Genomic DNA, 22,385 nt, shown 5'->3' on the forward strand with positions numbered 1-22,385 from the left:
TCGCTTAGCTGGCGGCGCTATCCAGCATCTCAATCAGGTTCTTCACCGGATGAGAGGGCAGAACCTGGTATTCAACTTTTACGCCGCGCGCGGCGATGGCATGAAAATCCGCTACGTCTTCCGGCGTGACGTATACGGTATCGCTGATGCGTTTTTTCGCCGCCAGATTGTCGGTAATGCGCCCGAAGTTGGCGACGTTGAGGCTTTTTATCGCGGGCACCTGCTCAACCAGACGCCGGGCATCGGCGGCATTGTTAACGATCACCATAATTTTCATCGTTTCGGAACGCGGATCGTTAAGCACATCGCCCGCATCTTTTACCGCCATAATGGCGCACTTCGCGGTGTCGGGCGCCGCCATCCGCAGCGACATTTTCTGCACGTCATTATTTACGATTTGATCGTTAGCGACCAGGATGCGGTTGACGCCGAGGTGCTTAGTCCAGACAACGGCGACCTGGCCGTGAATTAAGCGATCGTCAATACGAATTAAAGAAATCATGTGTAGCTCCAGTTAGCAAAAGTAGGGTGTCCAGACGCGGGATAGACGAACCAGGGCTTCGAAATAAAAATAATCGCCCCAGAGGTTAGGTTCATTAATGCCCATGCTGCGGCCATAGTTGTAAACGCCTTCACGCAGCAGGCCGTCCTGCGTGTGGGCAAAGTAGCGCTCGCGTAAATTGCGCATCATCAGTTCGATGGCGTTCGCGTAGGCGGGGCGCAGCGGGTCGCTGAGCGGCAGCAGGGTTAACAGCTCCGACAGCCCGCAGGCGGCGACAGCGGCGGCGGAAGTGTCGCGCCAGGCGTTATCCTGTGGCGTGAATATCAGATCCCAGTAGCAGACGTAATCGTCCGGCAGCCGGTTGAGAAAATAGTGGGCCAGTTTACGCGCCAGCTCCGGCTGGCAGGCGTCGCCGGTATGACGAAAACCCAGCGCGAAGCCGTAAATACCCCAGGCCTGCCCGCGCGCCCAGCAGGAGCTGTCGCTGAAGCCCTGATGGGTATCGCCGCGCAGCGGCTGACCGCTGTGGATATCCATATAGAAAGTATGAAACGTTGAGGCATCGTCGCGTACCAGATAGCGCGCCGCCTGCGCCAGATGGTGGGTAGCCGCTTCACGCCAGGCGCTATTGCCCGTTTCGTTTGCCGCCCAGAATAGCAGCGGGACGTTGAGATTACAGTCGATGATCATCCGTCCCTGGCGCGCGGGATCGTTCAAATCGCCCCAGGCCTGAATCACTCCAGCCGTTGCGTTAAAGCGCTGATACAGCCGTTCGGCGGCGCGCAGCGCAAGTTCGCGCGCGCGACGGTTGCCCGTCAGTTTCCAGGCGTTAACGCAGGAGAGCAGATACAGAAATCCCAGGTCGTGCGTATCAACCTTTATCTGCTTATCAAGACGTTCTTCGAAGCTGTCGAGCAGTCCTTCCGCAATGGAGCGATACTTATCGTCACCGGTGACCTCCCAGGCCAGCCACAGCATTCCGGTCCAGAAGCCTTCGGTCCAGTCGACTTTTTCCACGGCCGGATAGCGACCATCAACCGCGCTGGCTGCCGGGAAGGTTGTGGTAAAGCGCGGTAGCATCGCGTCAATCTGCGTGATGACCTCCTTCAGCGCTTCGTTCAGCCAGCGCCGATCCAGACCCGGTTGCGGTTTGAGATAGCGTGGATCAAGCGTTTCCAGAGCGATGGTCATAATGGCCTCTCCGCGGCAAAAAAGCCGTCCATATCGTCAGCAGGGACGCTTGATACCGCCTGACGGGCGGCAAGAATTTCAGGCTGGCGGTTCATATACTGCATTGCGCCGCTGGCGGCGGTGATGGCGTCCTGGATGCGCGCTAAGGTTTCTGTCTGTTCAGAAAGACAGAACTCCATCAGCATGATCAAATTTGCGCCGCTGATCACGTGGACATGCGGATAGTTAACCAGCAGCTGGATGGCGGTGTTGTTAACGCTGCCGCCGGGCATATCGGTAAACAGCACCAGTTCCTTTCGTTGGCTAATCGTCCGCTGAACGATCGCTTCAAAGCGGGCTGCCAGCTCCGCCGTTGAGCCGATGTCGCCGCAGTAGGCGCAAATCGGCGTTACGCCATGATCGTCGCCGACCAGCAGATTCAGCGCTGAGACAATGCCCTGCGCATAGTGTCCGTGGGTTGCGATGTACAACTCTCGCATTGTGCATTCCTTCATTTTTCAGTATCTGTTGAAGGTATTGCAAGCGGTGTGCCATTTTTCTATCTTGCTGAATTTAATGAAGTAAAACGTAGTGTTCGGGGGCTTTTGCTGTGTCGAAAAGGGCCGCAAACGCAGTGTCGAAGCGTCTGCCAGCCAGCGGCTGGCAGAAACGTTAACAGAGCGCTTCGGTGGCTATCCACGGCTCCATAATTTCATAAATCATGAGCACTTCGGTCAGCGGCAGGGTGATATTGTATTTACGGTTTAGCGCCTGGAAAAAGGTGTCATGTACGGCGACAAAAGCCTGCTGATCCAACGTGAGTTCGGCTTCTTCGCGGTGCCGGACGCCGTTATTCACCATGACGCGCTCAATCATCAGCGCGATATGCATAAACAGGTTGATGCGCAGATAGCTTTCAAAGTGGATTTTGTAGAAAGACTCATACTGCTTAATGACGGCTTCCACTTCGTCGATGATCACCACCGGATTGAGGAAGTTCAGCCTGCTGGCGACCCCCTCAACGGTAAACAGTTTCACCACCTCCTCGATCATCGGCTCCAGAGCGCCTTCCATGACTAATCCGTTAAAGTAGTCGCGCTTCAGCACCAGCGTTTTCTCTTTAATCAGCTGTTCGACGCTGAGCAGCGGGATGTACCCCGCCTCCAGTTCGGTGGTGGTGATAATCAGCCGCGTGCCGTTCAACGCCGGGTCGGCGCGGGCGATTTTCCACTTCAGATCGTCATACTCCATCGTGATAATGTCGATCTCCTCCTGCGCCAGATAGCGCTGCACGATGTCTTTGAGCTTACGGGAAATGCCCTCGCCGGAGATGCACGAAATGATGATCTTGTTGCCGGGGAGTATGCCGGCGTAATAACGCGTTTCTACCTCCCACGCGCCTTTCGCCCCTTCGATAATCGCCTCCATTGGCAGCTTGTCCTGGATTTTCGAGGCAATATCCAGCGCCATTGCGGTGCTGACGTTGTTAATCACCAGCAGCTCGCCGTGCAGATGAAGCTTAATCTCTTCGTAGATCGCTTTCAGCGAGCCCATATCGACCAGAATAATCAGCCCGCCGCCGTGCTTAAGACGTGACAGATGACTTATCAGCAGGTCGATAATTTCCCGGGTTGAGGTCGCGTTGGGCATATCGAAGGCTTTAAAGTAGTAGCCGCCGGTCAGCTGGTTGGCGATGCCGGCAATGCTCGAGGCAGTCGAGCGCCCGTGGGAAACAATAATGCCCTGAATCGGCGAATCTTCTCCGGCCACAGAATGAAAGATACAGCTGAACAGCGGCTGCAACAGGGGTAACGGCTGATGCGTGACGTGCTTCGTCAGCAGCGCAATACACTCCTCCGCCAGCAGGCGCGCTTTACCGGAAACGTAGTCGGCAATGGTCAGCAGTTCATCGGCCTGTTCCGCCTGTTGTGGCGTATGCAGCGCGTAGGTCAGGCAAAGCCAGAGCGCTTTACGGATCTCCGGCCCGCAGGTGATGCCGGTCAGACACTCCAGTTCGTTTACCGCATGCATTGTGTTCTGCCAGACGTAGCCGTTATACAGCGTTTCAGTGGAAACCACGCCCTTCACCGTCGTCAGCAACTGCTCGATTTTGCGGTTCAGCAGCAGAACATTACCGCTGTGGCAGAAATCGCGGAAAATGACCTCATCATGCATCGCCTTAGGCAGCAGCATGCTGGTGTCGGGTTCCTGCCCCTCTGTGTCGGCGGAAATCACCAGCGTTTCGCCGTCCGGATGCGTACCGTGTAGCCTGATGATATCGGCGTCGCGATGATTACTCCACGCGCTGGCGCACATGACTTTGATCTGGTTTTTCAGTTCGCCGATGTTGCCGCGCACCGGCGAAGAGACGAGCTGGCGCATCAGCTGATTATCGAGATGGATGTCCCTGCGCAGGCTGGCCGCTTCCTGACGCAGGAACAGAGTGACCTGCGCAATACGCTCAGTAAGCGGTCGCGAAATAAAGTTAGGCAACGTTACCCGAACCGGGATGCGTCGGCGGAAGGTATTGAGCAGCGCCGTGTCGATGTTTTCCGTGGTGGCGAAGATAAAGCGTAACGAAGCCGGATGACGGGTGCGGTTATCGCCGAGGCGGTAGAAATAGCCTTTATCCATAAACAGGAACAGTTTTTCCTGGTTTTCCGCGGACAGACGATGCACTTCATCAAGGAACAGAAAGCCGCCGTTGGCGTCGTCAAACGCGCCCTGTTTTTCACGATCGGCGCCGGTGAAGGCGCCGCGGGTATAGCCGAACAGCGTGGCGGAGAGCAGTTCGGGATTGTTGGCGTAGTCAGCGCAGTTCAGTTCGACAAACGGCTTATCAGCGGCGATAACGCCGCGTCCGATGGCGTACTGATAGATCAGCGAGGCGAGATGGCTCTTGCCCACGCCGCTTTCACCTGAGATCAGCACAGGTAAGCCGTCTCCCGGATAGTCCACCGCCGAGCGGCAGAGAGCGACCGCTTCCGCCAGACTCCCCTCAGCGCCGGTCAGACTCTGAAAAGCATCAGCCTTTTTCGACACTAAACGAGACGCTTGCTCATTTTTTGCGCCATTATGCTGAATAAAGAAGCGCACCGGGCGCGTGTTTTCTTTGCGTAAACGCCCCTCGTCGCACAGCCGGTTCAGGTAGTGACTGATGACGCTACGGTTGACCTGCATAAAGCAAGTACAGTCCTGAGCCGTGAATCCCGTGATACTTTCCGCATAATGCGTCAGAATGTGATGCAATAATTTTTCTTTGGCTGTCCGCGCCATCTTTCTTGTTCCGCGTAGAGTAGAAAATAGCGTCGATTATTATTCGACGCTAGACACTGATGTTTTTCTTCGACACTAACTACTTTCTACGCTTAATCAGAAAAATGAAACTCTGTTTTAATCAGGTTGTGATCGCGATCGGCGATTGTTTTAGTGGTTACTGCACTCCCGCCATTCTCAATAACGCCGTCACCACCGCCGCTGCGATAATCACCACAATCAGCGGCATTTTCCGCCAGGCGAGGAACACCGCGAAAGCGACGCCCAGCAGACGCGCCATGCCTGCAAAGTGCTCGCCTTCGTAGAAGGTGGTCGCCAGCGCGACGGAAAACAGCAGTACCGTCGCGGCGTCGGAAAGCAGCGCCTGGGCGCGCTCCGACAGCGCCAGACGATTGCCCAGCTTTGCGCCGCCGAGGCGCATCAGGTAGGTGCCCGCCGATAAAAGAGCGATACCGAAGATAAACAGCGTCATGTCGCCCATTATTTTTTCCTCGCCAGTAAACCGAGCAGGGAGAGCAGCACCGGCAGTCCGACCGGCGTAAAGGGAACGGCGGCAAGCGACAGGGCGGCGCCGCTCAGGCTGCGAATTAACGTGGTGCGCTTTTTAAACGCCGGAATGACGAGCGCCAGCAAAATGGCCGGGAACACCGCGTCGAGTCCGATGGTTTCCGGCGCTGGCAGCAGCTGGCCGACCACCGTGCCGAGCAGCGTACCCACCGGCCAGAGAATGGCGACCCCCAGCCCGCACAGCCAGTAGGCGGCTTTACGCTGCTCCGGCGTTTTCTGCGACAGGCCGAACACCACGCTTTCATCGTTCATGATATGGCAGCCTAAAAGGCTGGCGCCGCGTGTGCCGACCAGCTCGCGCACCGTTACGCCGAACGGAACGTGGCGGGCGTTAACCAGTAAACCGGCCGCCGCCGCCGCTAGCGGGTTTCCGCCGCTGGCGACAATACCGATAAACATAAATTCAGATGCTCCGGCCAGCACAAAGATTGACAGCACAAACGGCACCCACACCGGAAAGCCGTAGGCCATTGCCAGTGAGCCGTAAGACATGCCCACCACGCCGACGGCAAGGCATACCAGAACAATCGCTTTTATCGTGTCTGCTTTAAGACAGGAAAAGATGTGTTTCATACTCTTTAGCCATATCGAACGAATTTCCATTATAATGAACGCAACAGGTTTTCATTACAAGACGAACGAAACGTTCGTTATAAAAAACGCGGAGTGGTGAATGACACAGCCCATCAGCATGATTGCCAAAAGTCTGGTACGTGAACGGCAGCGGACGGGGCTTTCGCTGGCGGAAATCGCCCGGCGTGCGGGGATCGCCAAATCCACGCTTTCGCAGCTGGAGGCCGGGAATGGCAATCCCAGCCTGGAAACGCTCTGGTCGCTTTGCGTGGCGCTGGATATTCCCTTTGCGCGTTTGCTGGAGCCGCAGGCGCAAAAAACGCAGGTGATTCGTCGCGGTGAAGGGACGAAAGTGGTGGCGGAACAGGCGCACTATCAGGCGATTTTGCTGGCGGCCTGTCCCCCCGGCGCACGACGCGATATCTATTTGCTGATGACGCAGCCGGGGGCCGATCGCGTTTCTCAGCCCCACCCGCCAGGCTCCGTTGAGCACATCATCGTCACGCAGGGAAAAGCGCTGGTAGGGCTGACGGAAGCGCCGGAAGAACTGGGCGAAGGCGACTACATTTGTTATCCCGCCGATCGGCAACATATTTTCAAGGCGCTGGTGCCGGATACGCAGGCTATTCTGGTGGCGGAGCAAAATTAAACGTTATTCTATTAACCTGTGCGTGGCGCCATCGCGCCACGCTTAAATATTTATTCTGTTTATGTATTGTCAAAATATATATTAATCTCTTTTTACGATTTTTTGTTTATTTCCCCTCTTTTGTTATATTCCTCACGAACTTTAGATTTTCAGGATTTACACTTAAAAATCATCATGCTAATGATTATTAGCCTGTAAAAACCCCCGCGGTTGTTTTTTAAATATTCATGGGTTCAATTGTTGGGTGTTTATTTATATAAAAATAAAAAAGTCTTTAGTTCGTTATTTACCCTGCGTATTCCTACAGGAAAGCGCTGATCATTCTTTATTTCAAGGAAAGCGAATAAATGAAGAAATCGACGTTATCTTTAGCAATCGGCTTATTACTGGTGGCAAATACCGGTTTCGCTAAAACAACACTACCTACTCTGGAACAACGGCTCGAACAACTTGAAGCCCGCCTGGAGGCCGCGGAAAACCGGGCGGCGAAAGCGGAAAATCAGGTGCAGCAATTACAGGTTCAGCAGGCGTCTGAGATCCGCGAACTTAAAGCGGCGCAGGGCAACACCCCTGTTAATAGCGAAACGGCGGCGGCGGAGACGCAGAAAAATGCCGCCACGCCGAATCTGCGGCTTTCCGGCTACGGCGATTTGAAGATCTACGGCGACGTGGAATTCAATATGGATGCGGAAAGTAAGCGCGGCCTGCTGGCGATGACCAACGCCAATATGGACCCTGATTCCAGCAATGAAAAATGGGATCTGAATGGTCGTATCCTGCTGGGCTTTGACGGAATGCGTAAGCTGGATAACGGCTATTTTGCGGGCTTCTCCGCGCAGCCGCTGGGTGATATGTCCGGCACCGTGGATATCGATGACGCCGTCTTCTTCTTCGGCAAAGAGAACGACTGGCAAGTGAAGGTGGGACGCTTCGAAGCTTACGACATGTTCCCGCTGAACCAGGATACCTTCGTTGAACATTCCGGTAATACCGCCAACGATCTGTATGACGACGGCAGCGGCTATATCTACATGATGAAAGAGGGGCGCGGACGTTCCGACGCTGGCGGTAACTTCCTCGTCAGCAAGCAGATTGATAACTGGTATTTCGAATTAAACTCCCTGCTGGAAGACGGCACTTCGCTGTTTAATGAAAACAGCTATCATGGCCGCGATATGGAACAGCAGAAAAACGTGATCTATATGCGTCCGGTTATTGCCTGGTCGAAAGATGAGTTTTCCGTTGCCGCGGCAATGGAATCGAACGTGATCAACAACGCCTACGGCTATACCAATGCGCAGGGCGATTTGGTTGATCAGTCCGACCGTACCGGTTACGGCCTGACCATGACCTGGGATGGCTTAAAAACCGACCCGGATAATGGCGTGGTGCTGAATGTGAACACCGCTTATCTTGACGCCAGCAGCGAAAAAGATTTTTCCGCCGCGGTTAACGCCCTGTGGAAGCGCTTTGAGCTGGGCTACATCTACGCGCACAACAAGATCGATGACTACTCGGGAATGGTCTGCGACAACGACTGCTGGATTAACGACGAAGGGACGTACGACATTCATACTGTCCATGCGTCTTATCAGTTCGCTAACGTGATGGATATGGAAAACTTCAATATCTATCTCGGCGCCTATTACTCGGCGCTGGACAGCGACGGCGATGACGTCCACGGTGATGACTCTGAAGACCGCTACGGCGCCCGCGTTCGCTTTAAGTATTACTTCTGATGCAGGCAGGCCCGGTGTTCACCGGGCCTGGATTGAGGCATGGATAGCGGCATCTGGCCATTCGGCATTGCCTGATGGCGCTGCGCTTATCAGGCCTGCGGAGCAACTCGTCGTTACGCCAGATAAAACACTTCTTTCAGTTCCGCGCTTACCGGACTGTTATCCGGGTTAGCGGGCATTACGTCGCGCATATACTTCCACCAGCGCTGACACACGTCGGTGTTCGCGACCGCGTTCCAGCGCTCCTCGGATTCGATCTCCACGGTGGCGAACAGCAGGTTGCGCGCCTTGTCGAGATAGATCGCATAGTGATGCGCGCCATGCGCCTTCAGCACCGCTTCCAGCTCCGGCCAGATGGGATTATGGCGACGCTGATACTCTTCGTGATCCCCGGCGTTAACCTGCATCACGAACGCTTTGCGGATCATAACGCCTCCAGATACAGTTCACGCACTTCATCGCGGCTGGCGGTGCGCGGGTTGCACGGCGCGCATGGATCGGCCAGCGCTTTATCCAGCCAGCCCTCAATATCCTCTTTGGTTACGCCGAGCTTGCTGAACCCTTCCGGAATCCCTACGCGCTTGCTGAGGGCGCGGATCGCGTTGATGGCTTCCATACTTGCCGCTTCGTCGCTCATGCCGCGGGTGTCGACGCCCATCGCTTCGGCGATGCGGGCAAAACGCGCGACGGCGTTCGGGCGGTTAAAGTTTTCGATAATCGGCAGCAGGATGGCGTTGCACACGCCGTGCGGCAGATTATGAGTCGCGCCCGGCTGGTGCGCCAGCGCATGAACCAGCCCCAGACCGGCGCTGTTAAACGCCATCCCCGCCAGATACTGACCAAACGCCATCTGCTCGCGGGCTTCCATGTTCTGGCCGTCATCGACTGCTTTCGGCAGCCACAGGTTAATCAGGCGAATGGCTTCCAGCGCGTTGGCGTCGGTCAGCGGGTGCGCGCCGACAGAGACATACGCTTCCACCGCGTGGGTCAACGCGTCCATACCGGTTGCCGCAGTTACGGACGGCGGAATATTGAGCATTACGCTGGCATCGTCGACGGCGATATCCGGGATGATATTCGGGTCGATGATCACTTCTTTCACCTGACGTTCGGAGTCGATAATCACTGCGTTACTGGTCATTTCCGCCGCCGTGCCGGCGGTGGTGTTAATCGCCACCAACGGTACGCCCGGATTTTTCACCTTGCCGACGCCGGAGTAGGCGGTGGACGGCGCCGGGTTGGCGGTGAGAATTTTCACCGCTTTCGCAGTGTCGATCGGGCTGCCGCCGCCAAACGCGATGATGTAGTCGCAGTTCGCCGCCTGGTACGCCGCATAGCCTTTTTGCACCAGCGCTTCGGTCGGGTTCGGGAAGACCTCATCAAACAGGTGATAAGCCATCTGATGCGCGTCCAGCGCGGTAAACAGGCTGTCGAGCAGCCCCAGCTTCACCAGTTGACCGTCGGTGACGATCAGCGCCTTGCCCCACTGCTTATTGGCGACCAGATTCACCATATCGCCAATCGCCCCTGCGCCGTGCAGACTGATTTTCGGAAGTGCCAGCATAAAGCTCATGTTATTCTCCTTAATTACGATGAAATTATGTCCGGCGGCGCAGCGCTTGCACGGCGCCGGAACCGCCAGAAATATTGATTCCGCTCAGTACCATACAGGCTGCCACGACCTGCCATTTAAAACCGTTAGCCACATCGATATATGCGAGATCCACATATTGCCGCTCCGGCGAAGGCGTCAGAGCGGCAACGGTGAGCGGGGCGGGTGTGGGTATTAATACAGATCCAGTGCGCTGGCGAGCGGGGTGACGCTAAAGCGTTTACCCAGCGCGATCAGTTCATCACGGCTGATGGTCTGCTTCATGCCGCCCATCGACAGCACTTTCACCAGCACTTCCGCCGATTTTTCGGCGGTGTCGATCAGGCCAAACGCTTCATCCAGCGTCGGGCCGCTGCCAAAGACGCCGTGGAACGGCCACAGCACCAGCGAATGCTTTTGCATTTCCCGGGCGGTCGCCTGGCCGATCTCGTCGGTGCCCGGCACCATCCACGGCAGGATGCCGACGCCGTCCGGGAACACCACCAGGCACTCGGTGCTGCCTTCCCACAGTTTGCGGGTGATGAGATCGGTGCTGTTTTCCAGCACGTAGGTCAGAGCGATCAGGTTGGTGGCGTGGCAGTGCATGATCACCCGATCTTTGCCGTTGGTCGCTTTGATGCGTTCGCAGTGGGAGAGGAAGTGCGCCGGCAACTCAGAAGTTGGCACCGCTTCGTGGGTCAGTCCCCATAAAATGTGATAGCCCGCGCCGTCGCTGTCTACTTTCACCACGCCTAAATTGGCCGCCGGGTCGAGCTGCACGTTGCGGAAGAATTTACCGGAACCGGTGACGATAAACGGCGTGTTGGCCAGCTGCGGCATCGGCTGGCTCAGGGCGATATAGCGCGGCGCCGGGTGGAAATCCGCGCCGTATGGCGCAATGTCCGCCTCGTCGAGGCGCAGCGTCAGGTTGCCGCCGTTGCGCTCGTCCCAGCCCTTCAGCCAGGCGTCGGAAGTGGCTTTGATCATTCCCTGAACAAACCAGGAAGTGGTAATACTTTGCATATTTTATACCTGTCTCATTGAATGCCCGATGGCGCTGCGCTTATCGGGCCTACGGTGTGCATCATTCCTGTAGGCCGGATAAGGTGAAGCCGCCATCCGGCAAAAAGGGTTAGCTACGTTTGCTCAGAATCTCTTTTTCATACGCGCGCACGCTCTCCAGCCACTGGCTGCCGGCTGGCGCGTCGTGACGCTGGCAGTACATTTCCCACACCGCCTGCCACGGCAGGGATTTCTGCTCTTCCAGCAGCGCCAGTCGCGCGGTGTAATCGCCGCTGGCTTCCAGTTGACGCAGTTGCTCCGTCGGCTCCAGCAGGGCGCGCAGCAGCGCTTTTTTCATGTTACGGGTGCCGATGACCCACGCCGCGATGCGGTTAATGGAGGCGTCGAAGAAGTCGAGGCCGATATGCACGCGGTCGAACAGTTTATGGCGCACAATCTCGCTGGCGATCGCCTGGGTTTCGTCGTCCAGCAGCACCACGTGGTCGCTGTCCCAACGCACCGGACGGCTGACGTGCAGCAGCAGGCGCGGCACATAAAGCATCGCGCTTGAGATCTTGTCGGAGATCACTTCGGTCGGATGGAAGTGTCCGGCATCGAGGCACAGCGCGGTCTGGCGGCTGGTGGCGTAACCCATATAGAACTCGTTGGAGCCGACGGTGTAGCTTTCCGCGCCGATGCCGAACAGTTTGCTTTCCACGGCATCGATGTGATGCGCCGGGTTCAGCTTCTCGCTGATCACCTCATCCAGCGCTTCCAGCAGACGCTGGCGCGGCGCCAGGCGGTCAACGGTGAGATCTTTCATGCCGTCCGGGATCCAGATATTCATCACCGACGGCGTGCCCAGCTGTTCGCCAAAATAGGCGGAAACGCGGCGGCTGGCTTTGCAGTGATCGATCCAGAACTGACGGATTTTGTCGTCGGCATGGGAAAGGGTGAAGCCGTCCGCGCTCAGCGGATGCGAGAAGCAGGACGGGTTAAAATCCAGCCCAAGCTGGTTAGCCTTTGCCCACTCCACCCAGTTCTTAAAGTGCTCCGGCTTGATCTGGTCGCGGGAAACCGGGGTATCCGACTCCAGATAGATAGCGTGCAGGTTAAGGCGTTTCGGCCCCGGGATCAGGCTCAGGGCCTGCTCCAGATCGGCGCGCAGTTCCGCGGCGTTACGCGCTTTGCCCGGATAGTTGCCCGTCGCCTGAATGCCGCCGGTAAGTGAACCCTCCGGGTTTTCAAATCCGGCGACATCATCGCCCTGCCAGCAGTGCATCGATACCGGCAGACGATCGAGCTGGCGCAGCGCCTCCTCGACATCAATACCTACTGCGGCAAAACGTTGTTTCGCCAGTTCCCAGGCTTGTTCCAGTTGAGTGGTCATGCGCAAAGCTCCTTTGTCTGTCGTTTTGAGCGAAACTGCGCCACATAGCGGGCAATTTCACTGTCTGGATTAGGGGTAAACGTCGTCAGGTTGTAATTGGCGGTGACCACCTGACGGAATTCATCGACGTTGTTCAGTTCGTCCAGAGTCATCAGTTGAATGCCGATATTGCCGAGCGTAGAGGCCTCGATCGGCCCGGCCATCACGCGGATACCGCAGGCGTCGGCGCACAGCTGGTTGAGCAGGGCGTTCTGGCAGCCGCCGCCGACGATGTGTAACTGGGTAAAGGCTTCGCCGCGCAGGCTCGCCAGTTCGCCCAGCACATCGGCATACAGCAGCGCCAGGCTGTCGAAAATGCAGCGCGCCAGCTCCGCGTCGCTGGCAGGCACAGGCTGGCCGGATTCACGGCAGGCGGCCTGAATTTCGGCGCACATATCGTCAGGGTTGATGAAGCGGTCGTCGTTGGGGTTGATCAGGAAGCGGCAGGCTGCAAGCGACTGCGTTTTTGCGATCAGCGCCGGCAGGTCGGTGACCTGGCGCTCTTTCAGCACCCGCTGGAGCAGCCACAGCCCCATAATATTTTTCAGCACCCGATAGCGGCCTTCCGCGCCGCCTTCGTTGGTGATGTTGGCCGCCAGCGCCGCGTCGTTGGTGTACGGCGTCAGGCTTTCAAAACCCATCAGCGACCAGGTGCCGGAAGAGAGGTAGGCGCTGTGCTTATTCGCCAGCGGCGAGGCGATAACCGCGCTGGCGGTATCGTGGCTGGCGACGGCGACCACCGGGATCTGATTTTTTTGCGGGCAGATCCAGTAGCCGATCACATTGCCGGGATGCGCAGGGCGGCCAAACCAGGCTTTATCCGCGCCGGTCCACGCCAGCAGGGTATCGTCCCAGTCGTCGCTGTTGATATTGACCAGTTGCGTGGTGGTGGCGTTGGTGTATTCCCAGTTCATTTCGCCGGTCAGGCGATAGCTGAAATAGTCAGGGATCAGCAGGGCATGGGCCACCTGCGACGCCAGCTCCGGCTGCTGTTCGACCAGCGCGCGCAGCTGGTACAGCGTATTGAACGGCAGAAACTGGATCCCGCTGCGCTGATAGATATTGGCTTTGCCGAGCTGTTTTTGCGCCTGCGGCATAATGCCCGTGGTGCGGCTGTCGCGATAGGACACCGGCAGCCCGACGCGCTGGCCCTGCTTATCCAGCAGAACAAAGTCCACGCCCCAGGTATCAATGCCGATGCTGTCGATGCGAATGCCTTCATCGCAGACCTTTTCCAGCCCGAGGCGAATGGCGTCTTCAAGGCTGTCGACGTCCCACGTATCGAAACCATCCTGTTTTTGCAGGCAGTTCACGAAGCGGTGGATTTCACGCAGCGTCAGGGTGCGGTGTTCACTGTCGTAGCGCGCCAGCATTACGCGGCCGCTGGATGCGCCGAGATCGACAGCCACACAATGGCGAAAAGTCATAGCGAGGTCCTTCTGAGTTTCATTAGGCCCAGTCTAAAAAACCTCGCTCTGGCGCACCTTCTCGTAACTGACAGGCAAAATTAGCCGCTGGCAAGAAAGCAAAGGTGAACGTGATAACGTTCACAGTTTCCGGTAAAACGCCTCAAAATAGTGGATGTGACGGCGACCGCAATTCCTGATCTTTCCCGCCCTTTCTTGAAAAATCGACGCTGTTTGCACGGTTTCAGGTCAAAAATTTAAGGTGAGGTTGATAACCCTTAATTACTATTTTGCCATGTTCATTACATCCGGAAGGGATCATCATGACCGTATTGCACAGCGTGGATTTTTTCCCATCAGGTAACGCGCCGGTTGCCATTGAGCCCCGGCTGCCGCAGTCTGCCTTTCCGGAGCATCATCATGATTTTCATGAAATTGTGATTGTGGAACATGGCACCGGCATTCACGTTTTTAACGGCCAGCCCTATACCATTAGCGGCGGCACGGTGTGCTTTGTTCGCGACCACGATCGGCACTTATATGAACATACCGACAATCTGTGTCTGACTAACGTGCTCTATCGCTCGCCCGATGCGTTTCAGTTTCTCTCCGGGTTGAATCAGCTGCTTCCCCAGGAGCGGGACGGCATGTACCCCTCGCACTGGCGGGTAAACCAAAGCGCGCTGGCGCAGGTACGCCAGCTGGTGGCGCAGATGGAGCAGAACGACGATGAGATGGATCTTCCCGCGCTGGCGAACCGCGAAATTCTGTTTATGCAGCTGCTGGTATTGTTGCGCAGAAGCAGCCTGATGGAGGGGGCGGAAAACAACGATGCGCGGCTGAATCAGCTGATGGCCTGGCTGGAGGATCATTTCGCCGAGGAGATCTGCTGGGAGGCGCTGGCCGAGCGGTTTTCGCTTTCCCTGCGCACGCTGCACCGCCAGCTCAAGCAACATACCGGATTAACCCCGCAGCGCTATCTGAATCGCCTGCGTCTGATTAAAGCCCGCCACCTGCTGCGTCACAGCGATGAAAGCGTCACCGAGATCGCTTATCACTGCGGTTTTGGCGACAGTAACCACTTTTCGACGCTTTTTCGCCGGGAATTTAACTGGTCCCCGCGCGATATCCGTCAGGGGCGCGATGCGTTGCTCCAGTAACGCGAAAGCTATCACCGTTTTTTGCCGCCAGTTTGCTGATAATCACTCCCTTGAATGCCGGATGGCGTTCTGTAGGCCGGATAAGCGTAGCGCCATCCGGCAGATATTCAGGTTGAGGTAACGTGGTGGCGAATCAGCTGGTCCTGTTAAAAAAAGATTTCTTTGCCGGTGACGAACAGGCCGTCGCCGTCGCCGATCGCTATCCGCAAAACGTGTTTGCGGAACATACGCATGAGTTTTGTGAACTGGTGATGGTCTGGCGGGGTAACGGACTGCATGTGCTGAACGATCGCCCCTACCGTATTACCCGCGGCGATCTGTTTTACATTCGCGCCGAAGATAAACACTCCTACACCTCCGTTAACGATCTGGTTTTGCAGAACATTATTTACTGCCCGGAACGCCTGAAGCTCAACGTTGACTGGAAGGCGGTAATACCGGGCTTTAACGGCGCGACAAGGCAGGCGCACTGGCGGCTCGGCAGCACCGGCATGGCCCAGGCGCGGCAGGTGATCGGCCAACTGGAGCATGAAAGCAACCAGCGCGAGCCGCTCGCCAACGACATGGCGGAACTGCTTTTCGCCCAACTGGCGTTGACGCTGAAGCGCTATCGCTACGCCACAGACAACCTGCCGGCGACCTCCAGCGAAACGCTGCTTGATAAACTGATCACCGCGCTGGCAGGCAGCCTTGAGCGCGCCTTTGCGCTGGATAAATTTTGCGATCGGGAAGGGTGCAGCGAACGCGTATTGCGACAGCAGTTCCGCAATCAGACCGGCATGACTATCAACCAGTATCAGCGGCAGGTGCGTATCTGTCATGCGCAGTATTTACTGCAGCACAGTCGGCTGATGATCAGTGAAATTTCCATGCAGTGCGGTTTTGAGGACAGTAATTACTTTTCCGTGGTGTTCACCAGGGAAACCGGGATGACGCCCAGTCAGTGGCGTCATCTCAGTCATCAGAGCAATTAGCTTGCCATACCGAGGCCGACGATATTGGCGGCGATGATAATCACCACGCAGCCCAGGCTCAGCACGCTGACGGGACGGCGACCGGCGTTTTTCCACTCTTTCAGCACCAGACCGACGATGCCGCCGCACAGCACATAGAAGCTCATGTGCAGCATCCAGCTGATGTAATCATACTGCGCCGGAATGCGCGCATGGCCCCAGGCGTAGAAGAAGAACTGGAGATACCACATCAGGCCGCCCAGCGCGGAGAGCAGCACGTTGGAGATAATCAGCGGTTTTGCCAGCGAGAAGTCGGCTTTTATCGACAGGTTCTTCACTTTTGCCAGACGGATAAAGCAGAAGCCGAGGTTAATCAGCGCGCCGCCGCCCATAATAACCACGTAGCTTGGCAACGCGACGTACAGCGGGTCGACGCCCAGCGCGGCCGCCGCTTCGTGCATCGGTTTTGCGGCGTTCATCGCAAACGACATACCCGCGGAGAAGATGCCGCACATTACCGCCAGCAGCAGACCTTTTTTCAGGTTAAATTCTTCGGCCCTGATGCCCATTTTGCGCTCTTTGAGCTGTCCCGCGCGGGTGACGATGCCGACGCCAATCAGCGCGACCAGCACGCCCAGCAGGGTCATTCGTCCGCCTTCGGTATTGATCAGCACGTCAAAATTGCCGTTGATGATCGGCGTCATTAGCGTACCGACAATCAGCGTAATGCCGATGGCGATGCCAATGCCCATCGACATGCCGAGATAGCGCATGGTCAGGCCATAGTTAATGTTGCCGATGCCCCACATCGCGCCGAACAGGAAGACAGGGAGCAGGGTTGAGAGGTTGAAAGAACTGTAATAGCCCCAGAAGTCCGGTAACAGCATGGCGCTGATGGCCCACGGCAGGATCAGCCACGACACAATCCCGCCAACCGACCACATCGTTTCCCATGACCATTGTTTGACCTGTTTGAACGGAGCATAGAAACAGGCTGCACTGGCCGCGCCTATCAAATGCCAAAAAATACCCATCGTAATCGCGTTACTCATCACGTCATCCTCATTGTTTTTATCGCCGGTATTACCCCTCCGACGTAATGAGTTTAAAAATTGCGCAGATGATTAACCTTTTGACAATTGCCGCGGTGGCGGTGTTGATGGCAATCAGATCGTTAAGTGGGTGATTTGGCTCACATAACGAAAAAAGGGCGGCAAAAATATAACCACACAAAAACTACGGCATTGATAATCATTTTCAATATCATTTAATTAACTATAATGAACCAACTGCTTACGCGGCATTAACAACCAGCCGCTCGATAATAATGGAGATGATTATGAGTTATACACTGCCATCCCTGCCGTACGCTTACGATGCCCTGGAACCGCACTTCGATAAGCAGACGATGGAAATCCACCACACTAAACACCATCAGACTTATGTAAACAACGCCAATGCAGCGCTGGAAAGCCTGCCGGAATTCGCCTCTCTGCCGGTGGAAGAGCTGATTACGAAGCTGGATCAGGTGCCTGCCGACAAGAAAACCGTCCTGCGCAATAACGCGGGCGGCCACGCTAACCACAGCCTGTTCTGGAAAGGCCTGAAAAAAGGCACGACTCTGCAGGGCGATCTGAAGGCCGCTATCGAACGCGATTTCGGTTCCGTTGAGAAATTTAAAGAAGAGTTCGAGAAAGCCGCAGCAACCCGTTTCGGCTCCGGCTGGGCATGGCTGGTGCTGAAAGGTGATAAACTAGCCGTAGTTTCTACCGCCAACCAGGACTCCCCGCTGATGGGCGAAGCGATCTCTGGCGCATCCGGCTTCCCGATCCTCGGCCTGGACGTGTGGGAACACGCTTACTACCTGAAATTCCAGAACCGTCGTCCGGACTACATCAAAGAGTTCTGGAACGTGGTGAACTGGGACGAAGCAGCAGCCCGTTTCGCGGCTAAAAAATAAGTCAATTAGCCGGATGGCGCGAGCGCAATCCGGCCTGCAATGGCCTGTTTAAGCCCGGTAAGCCGGGCTATTTTCATTTAGCGGCCAAATACCTCGTCGATGGTCCGGCACTGTTGTTCATTCAGTTCACCGCCCGCATTGCGCGATACGCCGGTGCAGTAGCCAAACTTCCGCGACACCACCGTTTTGATGGTGGTGACAAAATCCTCGCCGATGGCGTAAATCGCCATATAGACGCCGATCTTCTGCTGAATCTCCTGTAACGCGGCGAGATCGCCCGCCCGGAACGCCTCACGGGCGCTGACAAACAGCTCCGGCATAACGTTGTTCAGCCCGGAGATAATCCCCGCGCCGCCCGCCAGCAGGTTGGGAATGTAATACTCGTCATAGCCGGAGAGCACGGCGAAATCGTCACGTACCGCGCGGGTCGCTTGAATCATGCTACGGGTATGCGACTGGCAGTCGACGGTATCTTTAATGCCAGCGAAATTCGGGAATTCGGCGGCGAGAGTGGCGATCAGCTCCGGCGTTAAATCGCAGCCGGTGCGCGCCGGAAAGTTATAGGCGAACCATTTACCGTCAAGCTGTTGCCCCAACCGGCGGAAGTAGCTCAACAGCTGTTTTGCCATCTGGCCGTAATAATAGGGCGGCAGTACCATCACCGCGTCGTAACCGGAGCGATACGCTTCCTGCGCCATCAGCAGCACATCCTGCAAACAGGTGGCGGAGACGTTGGCAACCATCTTCAGCGTGCTCATGGCGCGCGCTTCGCGAATCAACAACAGCCGCTCTTCAACAGAGAAGGAGGCGAACTCCCCGATACTGCCCATCAGTAAAATCACGTCGATCTTCGCCTCGGTCAGGCGTTGAAGATGCTGCTTCAGCCCCGCGAGATCGATCTGTCCGTTATGATCCATCGGCGTAATGGAGGGGCACCAGACGCCAGCAAACTGCGTTTGATCTGTCACGTTGTCGACTCCTTATTATGAAATGGCGTTTCAAAAACACCTTCATTGATAGCATGTATCCTTCGGCATCATGTGAATCGCGCTCTCATTTTGCGCACCTGAAGTAAAATAATTGTGGTTAAATAAGGCAAATTATCGGGGAGAGGGAACAGATGCGCTATCCAGTAGAGGTATTTACCGGCAGGATTCAGGACTATGCGGGAAACCGTCCCAGCGCGATTGCCAAAATTCAGGTCGATGGCGAGCTGATGCTGACGGAGCGCGGTCTGGAAGGCGACCAGCAGGCGGAGAAGAAAATCCACGGCGGGCCGGATCGCGCGCTGTGCCACTACCCGCGCGAACATTATGCGTACTGGGCGCGTGAATTCCCCGGACTGGCGGATCGGTTCGCGGCGCCCGCTTTTGGCGAAAACCTGTCGACGGAAGGGCTGACCGAGGAGAATGTCTTTATCGGTGATATCCTGCGCTGGGGCGAGGCGCTGATTCAGGTGACGCAGCCGCGTTCGCCGTGTCATAAGCTTAACTTCCATTTCGGCATCAGCGATATGGCAAGCCAGATGCAAAACAGCGGTAAAACCGGCTGGTTGTGCAGCGTGATTGCGCCAGGGAAAGTGTCGACCGACGCGCCGCTGGAGCTGATTTCACGCGTCAGCGATGTATCGGTACAGGAAGCGATTGCGATAGCCTGGCATATGCCGTTTGATGATGAGCAGTATCACCGTTTGCTGTCGGCGGCCGGGTTGTCGAAAAGCTGGACCAGAACGATGCAGAAGCGCCGTCTGAGCGGCAAAATCGAAGATCAGTCGCGGCGTCTGCGCGGCTGACGGAGCAGGCAAGGGAGAAATATCACCCGGCCGCCATCCGGTGCTATTTGCCTGATGGCGCTGCGCTTATCAGGCCTGTGGGCGGTGCGCTTAACGGGGTTGCGGTTGTAGGCCGGATAAGGCGGAACGCCGCCATCCGGCGCTATTTGCCTGATGGCGCTACGCTTATCAGGCCTACGGGCGGTGCGCTTAATAGGGTTGCGGTTGTAGGCCGGATAAGGCGGAACGCCGCCATCCGGCGCTAATTTGCCTGATGGCGCTGCGCTTATCAGGCCTACGGATGGCGCGCTTAGCGGGGCTGCGATTGTAGGCCGGATAAGGCGGAACGCCGCCATCCGGCGCTAATTTACCTGATGGCGCTGTGCTTATCAGGCCTGTGGGCGGTACGCTTAGCGGGGCTACGGTTGTAGGCCGGATAAGGCGTTTACGCCGCCATCCGGCAACTCAGCGTTATTACGAACGCTTATACAGCGGTAACCAGATCACCAGCCGCAATCCGCCCAGCGGGCTGTCTTCCGCCTTTACCCAACCACGATGCTGCTGGATGGCGGTTTCGACAATCGCCAGCCCCAGCCCGGTGCCGCCGGATTCGCGATCGCGCGCTTCATCCGTTCGGTAAAACGGGCGGAAGATCTGCTCGCGGTCCTCGGGACTCACGCCCGGACCATCGTCATCCACGGTGATGGTAATCCCGTCTTTATCCACCGCGAAGCCAACTTCTATCTGCGTATGCGAATAGCGCAGCGCGTTGCGGACGATATTTTCCAGCGCGCTTTCCAGCGCGTTCGGGTTGCCGTACAGCGGCCACGGCCCCGGCGGGAAGTTCACCGTCAGCGATTTGCCCATCTGTTCGGCTTCAAAGGCGGCGTTGTCCAGTACTTCGCCCCACAGCTGGTTGGCTTTCATCGTTTCGCTGACCAGCGCGTTTTTCTGCTGATTGCGCGACATCACCAACAGGTCGTTGATCATGCTGTCCAGACGCTGCGCTTCGGTTTCGATACGCTCAAGCTCTTTGCTCTCGCCGCTGCGGCGGCGCAGCAGCGCGGTGCCCAGCTGTAAGCGGGTCAACGGCGTTCTCAGTTCATGCGAGATATCCGACAGCAGACGCTGTTGGGTGGTCATCATGCGCTCCAGCGCGGTCACCATCTGGTTAAAACTGGCGCCTGCGGCAAGAAATTCCTGCGGGCCAGCCTCCAGTTCCGGATGCTGACGCAGGTTGCCCTGGGCCACCTCGTCGGCGGCGTTTTTCAGCTTACGCGCCGGTTTCGCCAGGCTCCAGGCCAGCCACAACAGCAGCGGGGAGCTGACCAGCATCGTGACGATTAACAACAATAGCGGGCGGTCAAACAGCAGGTTAATAAAATCGGATTGGGAACTGCTGGCCGGTCGAATCAGGTAAAGCTGGTAATTATCTTCTCCGTCCCTGACGGAGAACGGGCCAACCATTTCTACGCGACCGTACTTTTTCTTCTGCGGATGATCGGCGTTATCCGCCTGACCAATGAAGTTACGGATGATCTGCATTTCGCTGCGTTCAGCGCCGATCACGCGTCCTTCAGTGGTCACAAGCAATAGCCGCTGTCCAGGCGGCGCCCACTTGTCAATCGCGCGGAACAGGCGACGCCACCACATTAAATCGTTTGGCGGATCGTTCGCGAGTTCAGCCTCGACGTGTTGCTCTATCATCAACCCCTGGCGCTGTTCGCTGTCCAGCAGCTCGGTCATTTGACGCGAGTCGAGCTTGGGCAACATCAACACCAGCATCAGCACCAGCGCCAGCGTTAACCAGAAGATGGCGAAGATGCGCGCGGTTAAGCTACCTATCATGAAGCGGAAACCATCAGATAGCCGCGACCACGCAGAGTTTTAAACCACGGGTGGCCATCTTTGCGCTCCGGCAGTTTGCGACGCAGGTTCGAGATATGCATATCGATGGCGCGGTCAAAAGGCGTCAGACGTTTGCCCAGCACTTCCTGGCTGAGATGTTCACGCGATACCACCTGACCGAGATGCTGCGCCAGCAAATAAAGCAGCGTGAACTCGGTGCCGGTGAGCTCCAGCGTCTGCCCGTCAAAGCTGGCTTCCTGACGCCCCGGATTGAGGCTGAGCGCGTCCACTTCCAGCGTCGGCGAGCTGTTATCGCTGCTCTGCTGCTGTTCGCTCCAGTGCGAGCGGCGGAGGATCGCGCGGATACGCGCCACCAGTTCGCGATCGTTAAACGGCTTCGGTAAATAGTCATCTGCGCCCAGTTCAAGCCCAAGCACGCGATCCAGTTCGCTGCCGCGGGCGGTCAGCATAATAACGGGGGTCTGGTGTGTCTGGCGAAGCGCTTTCAGGGTATCAATGCCGTTTTTCTTCGGCATCATGACATCAAGCAAAAGTAAATCGATGCTGTCGTCCAGAAGCTCCAGCGCCTGTTCCCCGTCATGGGCAACCAGCACGTTGAAGCCTTCCATTTCCAGCAGTTCCTTTAAAAGGGATGTCAACTCTCGGTCATCATCAACTAACAGGATTTTATTCATTGTTTACGTACCTCCGAGGCAGAAATTACGACATCAAGCGCCGCTAATCCATGACTTTACGTTGTTTTACACCCCCTGACGCATGTTTGCAGCC

The 22,385-nt window shown here is 56.5% G+C and carries 21 protein-coding genes and 1 pseudogene; 6 read left to right on the top strand and 16 right to left on the bottom strand.

Annotated features, from left to right (window positions below; genetic code table 11):
- Window positions 1–4 precede the first annotated feature (4 nt).
- From K7R23_RS07215 to K7R23_RS07240, 6 genes are all read right to left on the bottom strand, one after another.
- Window positions 5–502: a PTS sugar transporter subunit IIB gene (locus K7R23_RS07215; protein WP_012907843.1), complete on the bottom strand. Its 498-nt coding sequence runs from the start codon at window positions 500–502 to the stop codon at window positions 5–7.
- 12 nt (window positions 503–514) lie between these two features.
- A complete protein-coding gene (locus tag K7R23_RS07220) occupies window positions 515–1,693 on the bottom strand; it encodes a glycoside hydrolase family 88 protein (RefSeq protein WP_012907842.1) in 1,179 nt (392 codons plus the stop codon).
- Window positions 1,690–2,172 carry a PTS sugar transporter subunit IIA gene (locus tag K7R23_RS07225; RefSeq protein WP_012907841.1) on the bottom strand — a complete coding sequence of 161 codons (483 nt, stop codon included), beginning with the start codon at window positions 2,170–2,172 and terminating at the stop codon, window positions 1,690–1,692. The genes K7R23_RS07220 and K7R23_RS07225 overlap by 4 nt, the downstream gene beginning before the upstream one ends.
- Window positions 2,173–2,344: 172 nt before the next feature.
- Window positions 2,345–4,948 carry a sigma 54-interacting transcriptional regulator gene (locus tag K7R23_RS07230; RefSeq protein WP_012907840.1) on the bottom strand — a complete coding sequence of 868 codons (2,604 nt, stop codon included), beginning with the start codon at window positions 4,946–4,948 and terminating at the stop codon, window positions 2,345–2,347.
- Between the two features lie 157 nt (window positions 4,949–5,105).
- Entirely contained in the window at window positions 5,106–5,429 is a 324-nt protein-coding gene (locus K7R23_RS07235; RefSeq protein ID WP_012907839.1) for an AzlD domain-containing protein, read from the bottom strand.
- Window positions 5,429–6,088: an AzlC family ABC transporter permease gene (locus K7R23_RS07240; RefSeq protein ID WP_012907838.1), complete on the bottom strand. Its 660-nt coding sequence runs from the start codon at window positions 6,086–6,088 to the stop codon at window positions 5,429–5,431. Before K7R23_RS07240 ends, K7R23_RS07235 begins: the two co-directional genes overlap by 1 nt.
- Before the next feature lie 100 nt (window positions 6,089–6,188).
- Between K7R23_RS07240 and K7R23_RS07245 the strand changes: the two genes are divergently transcribed.
- On the top strand, window positions 6,189–6,737 hold the full coding sequence (locus K7R23_RS07245) for a helix-turn-helix domain-containing protein (protein WP_012907837.1): 549 nt from the start codon (window positions 6,189–6,191) through the stop codon (window positions 6,735–6,737).
- Window positions 6,738–7,084: 347 nt separating this feature from the next.
- Entirely contained in the window at window positions 7,085–8,476 is a 1,392-nt protein-coding gene (locus K7R23_RS07250; protein WP_012907836.1) for a carbohydrate porin, read from the top strand.
- Window positions 8,477–8,589: 113 nt separating this feature from the next.
- Here K7R23_RS07250 and rhaM read toward each other — a convergent pair whose 3' ends face one another.
- The 6 genes and pseudogenes from rhaM to rhaB form a co-directional block, all read right to left on the bottom strand.
- Window positions 8,590–8,904, bottom strand: a complete 315-nt coding sequence (gene rhaM / locus K7R23_RS07255; RefSeq protein WP_012907835.1) for an L-rhamnose mutarotase — start codon at window positions 8,902–8,904, stop codon at window positions 8,590–8,592.
- Window positions 8,901–10,049, bottom strand: coding sequence for a lactaldehyde reductase (fucO, locus tag K7R23_RS07260; protein ID WP_012907834.1), 1,149 nt, complete (start codon window positions 10,047–10,049; stop codon window positions 8,901–8,903). The genes rhaM and fucO overlap by 4 nt, the downstream gene beginning before the upstream one ends.
- A gap of 49 nt (window positions 10,050–10,098) precedes the next feature.
- Window positions 10,099–10,197 (bottom strand): annotated as a pseudogene (locus K7R23_RS07265) (hypothetical protein); the annotation flags it as partial.
- A 65-nt stretch (window positions 10,198–10,262) separates the two neighbouring features.
- Window positions 10,263–11,090, bottom strand: a complete 828-nt coding sequence (rhaD, locus tag K7R23_RS07270) for a rhamnulose-1-phosphate aldolase (protein ID WP_012907833.1) — start codon at window positions 11,088–11,090, stop codon at window positions 10,263–10,265.
- A gap of 109 nt (window positions 11,091–11,199) precedes the next feature.
- Complete coding sequence (gene rhaA, locus K7R23_RS07275) at window positions 11,200–12,459, bottom strand: L-rhamnose isomerase (protein ID WP_012907832.1); 1,260 nt, start codon at window positions 12,457–12,459, stop codon at window positions 11,200–11,202.
- Window positions 12,456–13,925, bottom strand: coding sequence for a rhamnulokinase (rhaB, locus tag K7R23_RS07280; RefSeq protein WP_012907831.1), 1,470 nt, complete (start codon window positions 13,923–13,925; stop codon window positions 12,456–12,458). Before rhaB ends, rhaA begins: the two co-directional genes overlap by 4 nt.
- 302 nt (window positions 13,926–14,227) lie before the next feature.
- Here rhaB and rhaS point away from each other — a divergent pair, with 302 nt between their 5' ends.
- On the top strand, window positions 14,228–15,064 hold the full coding sequence (rhaS, locus tag K7R23_RS07285) for an HTH-type transcriptional activator RhaS (protein WP_012907830.1): 837 nt from the start codon (window positions 14,228–14,230) through the stop codon (window positions 15,062–15,064).
- A gap of 125 nt (window positions 15,065–15,189) precedes the next feature.
- Window positions 15,190–16,038, top strand: coding sequence for an HTH-type transcriptional activator RhaR (gene rhaR / locus K7R23_RS07290; protein ID WP_012907829.1), 849 nt, complete (start codon window positions 15,190–15,192; stop codon window positions 16,036–16,038).
- On the opposite strand, the gene rhaT is transcribed toward rhaR, so the two are convergent.
- Window positions 16,035–17,069 carry an L-rhamnose/proton symporter RhaT gene (gene rhaT / locus K7R23_RS07295; protein ID WP_012907828.1) on the bottom strand — a complete coding sequence of 345 codons (1,035 nt, stop codon included), beginning with the start codon at window positions 17,067–17,069 and terminating at the stop codon, window positions 16,035–16,037. The two genes, rhaR and rhaT, sit on opposite strands and share 4 nt — an antisense overlap.
- Window positions 17,070–17,356: 287 nt before the next feature.
- Between rhaT and sodA the strand changes: the two genes are divergently transcribed.
- Window positions 17,357–17,977, top strand: coding sequence for a superoxide dismutase [Mn] (gene sodA, locus K7R23_RS07300; protein ID WP_012907827.1), 621 nt, complete (start codon window positions 17,357–17,359; stop codon window positions 17,975–17,977).
- Between the two features lie 77 nt (window positions 17,978–18,054).
- Here the strand turns inward: sodA and K7R23_RS07305 are convergent, their stop codons facing one another.
- Window positions 18,055–18,945 carry a dihydrodipicolinate synthase family protein gene (locus K7R23_RS07305; protein WP_012907826.1) on the bottom strand — a complete coding sequence of 297 codons (891 nt, stop codon included), beginning with the start codon at window positions 18,943–18,945 and terminating at the stop codon, window positions 18,055–18,057.
- A 152-nt stretch (window positions 18,946–19,097) separates the two neighbouring features.
- On the opposite strand from K7R23_RS07305, the gene yiiM reads away from it, so the two are divergent.
- Window positions 19,098–19,769: a 6-hydroxyaminopurine reductase gene (yiiM, locus tag K7R23_RS07310; protein ID WP_012907825.1), complete on the top strand. Its 672-nt coding sequence runs from the start codon at window positions 19,098–19,100 to the stop codon at window positions 19,767–19,769.
- A 453-nt stretch (window positions 19,770–20,222) separates the two neighbouring features.
- On the opposite strand, the gene cpxA is transcribed toward yiiM, so the two are convergent.
- Together cpxA and cpxR are read right to left on the bottom strand one after the other, a co-directional pair.
- Window positions 20,223–21,596, bottom strand: coding sequence for an envelope stress sensor histidine kinase CpxA (gene cpxA / locus K7R23_RS07315; RefSeq protein WP_012907823.1), 1,374 nt, complete (start codon window positions 21,594–21,596; stop codon window positions 20,223–20,225).
- Entirely contained in the window at window positions 21,593–22,291 is a 699-nt protein-coding gene (cpxR, locus tag K7R23_RS07320) for an envelope stress response regulator transcription factor CpxR (protein ID WP_012907822.1), read from the bottom strand. The genes cpxA and cpxR overlap by 4 nt, the downstream gene beginning before the upstream one ends.
- Window positions 22,292–22,385 lie beyond the last annotated feature (94 nt).

It is taken from the genome of Citrobacter rodentium NBRC 105723 = DSM 16636, assembly GCF_021278985.1.
GTDB lineage: Bacteria > Pseudomonadota > Gammaproteobacteria > Enterobacterales > Enterobacteriaceae > Citrobacter_A > Citrobacter_A rodentium.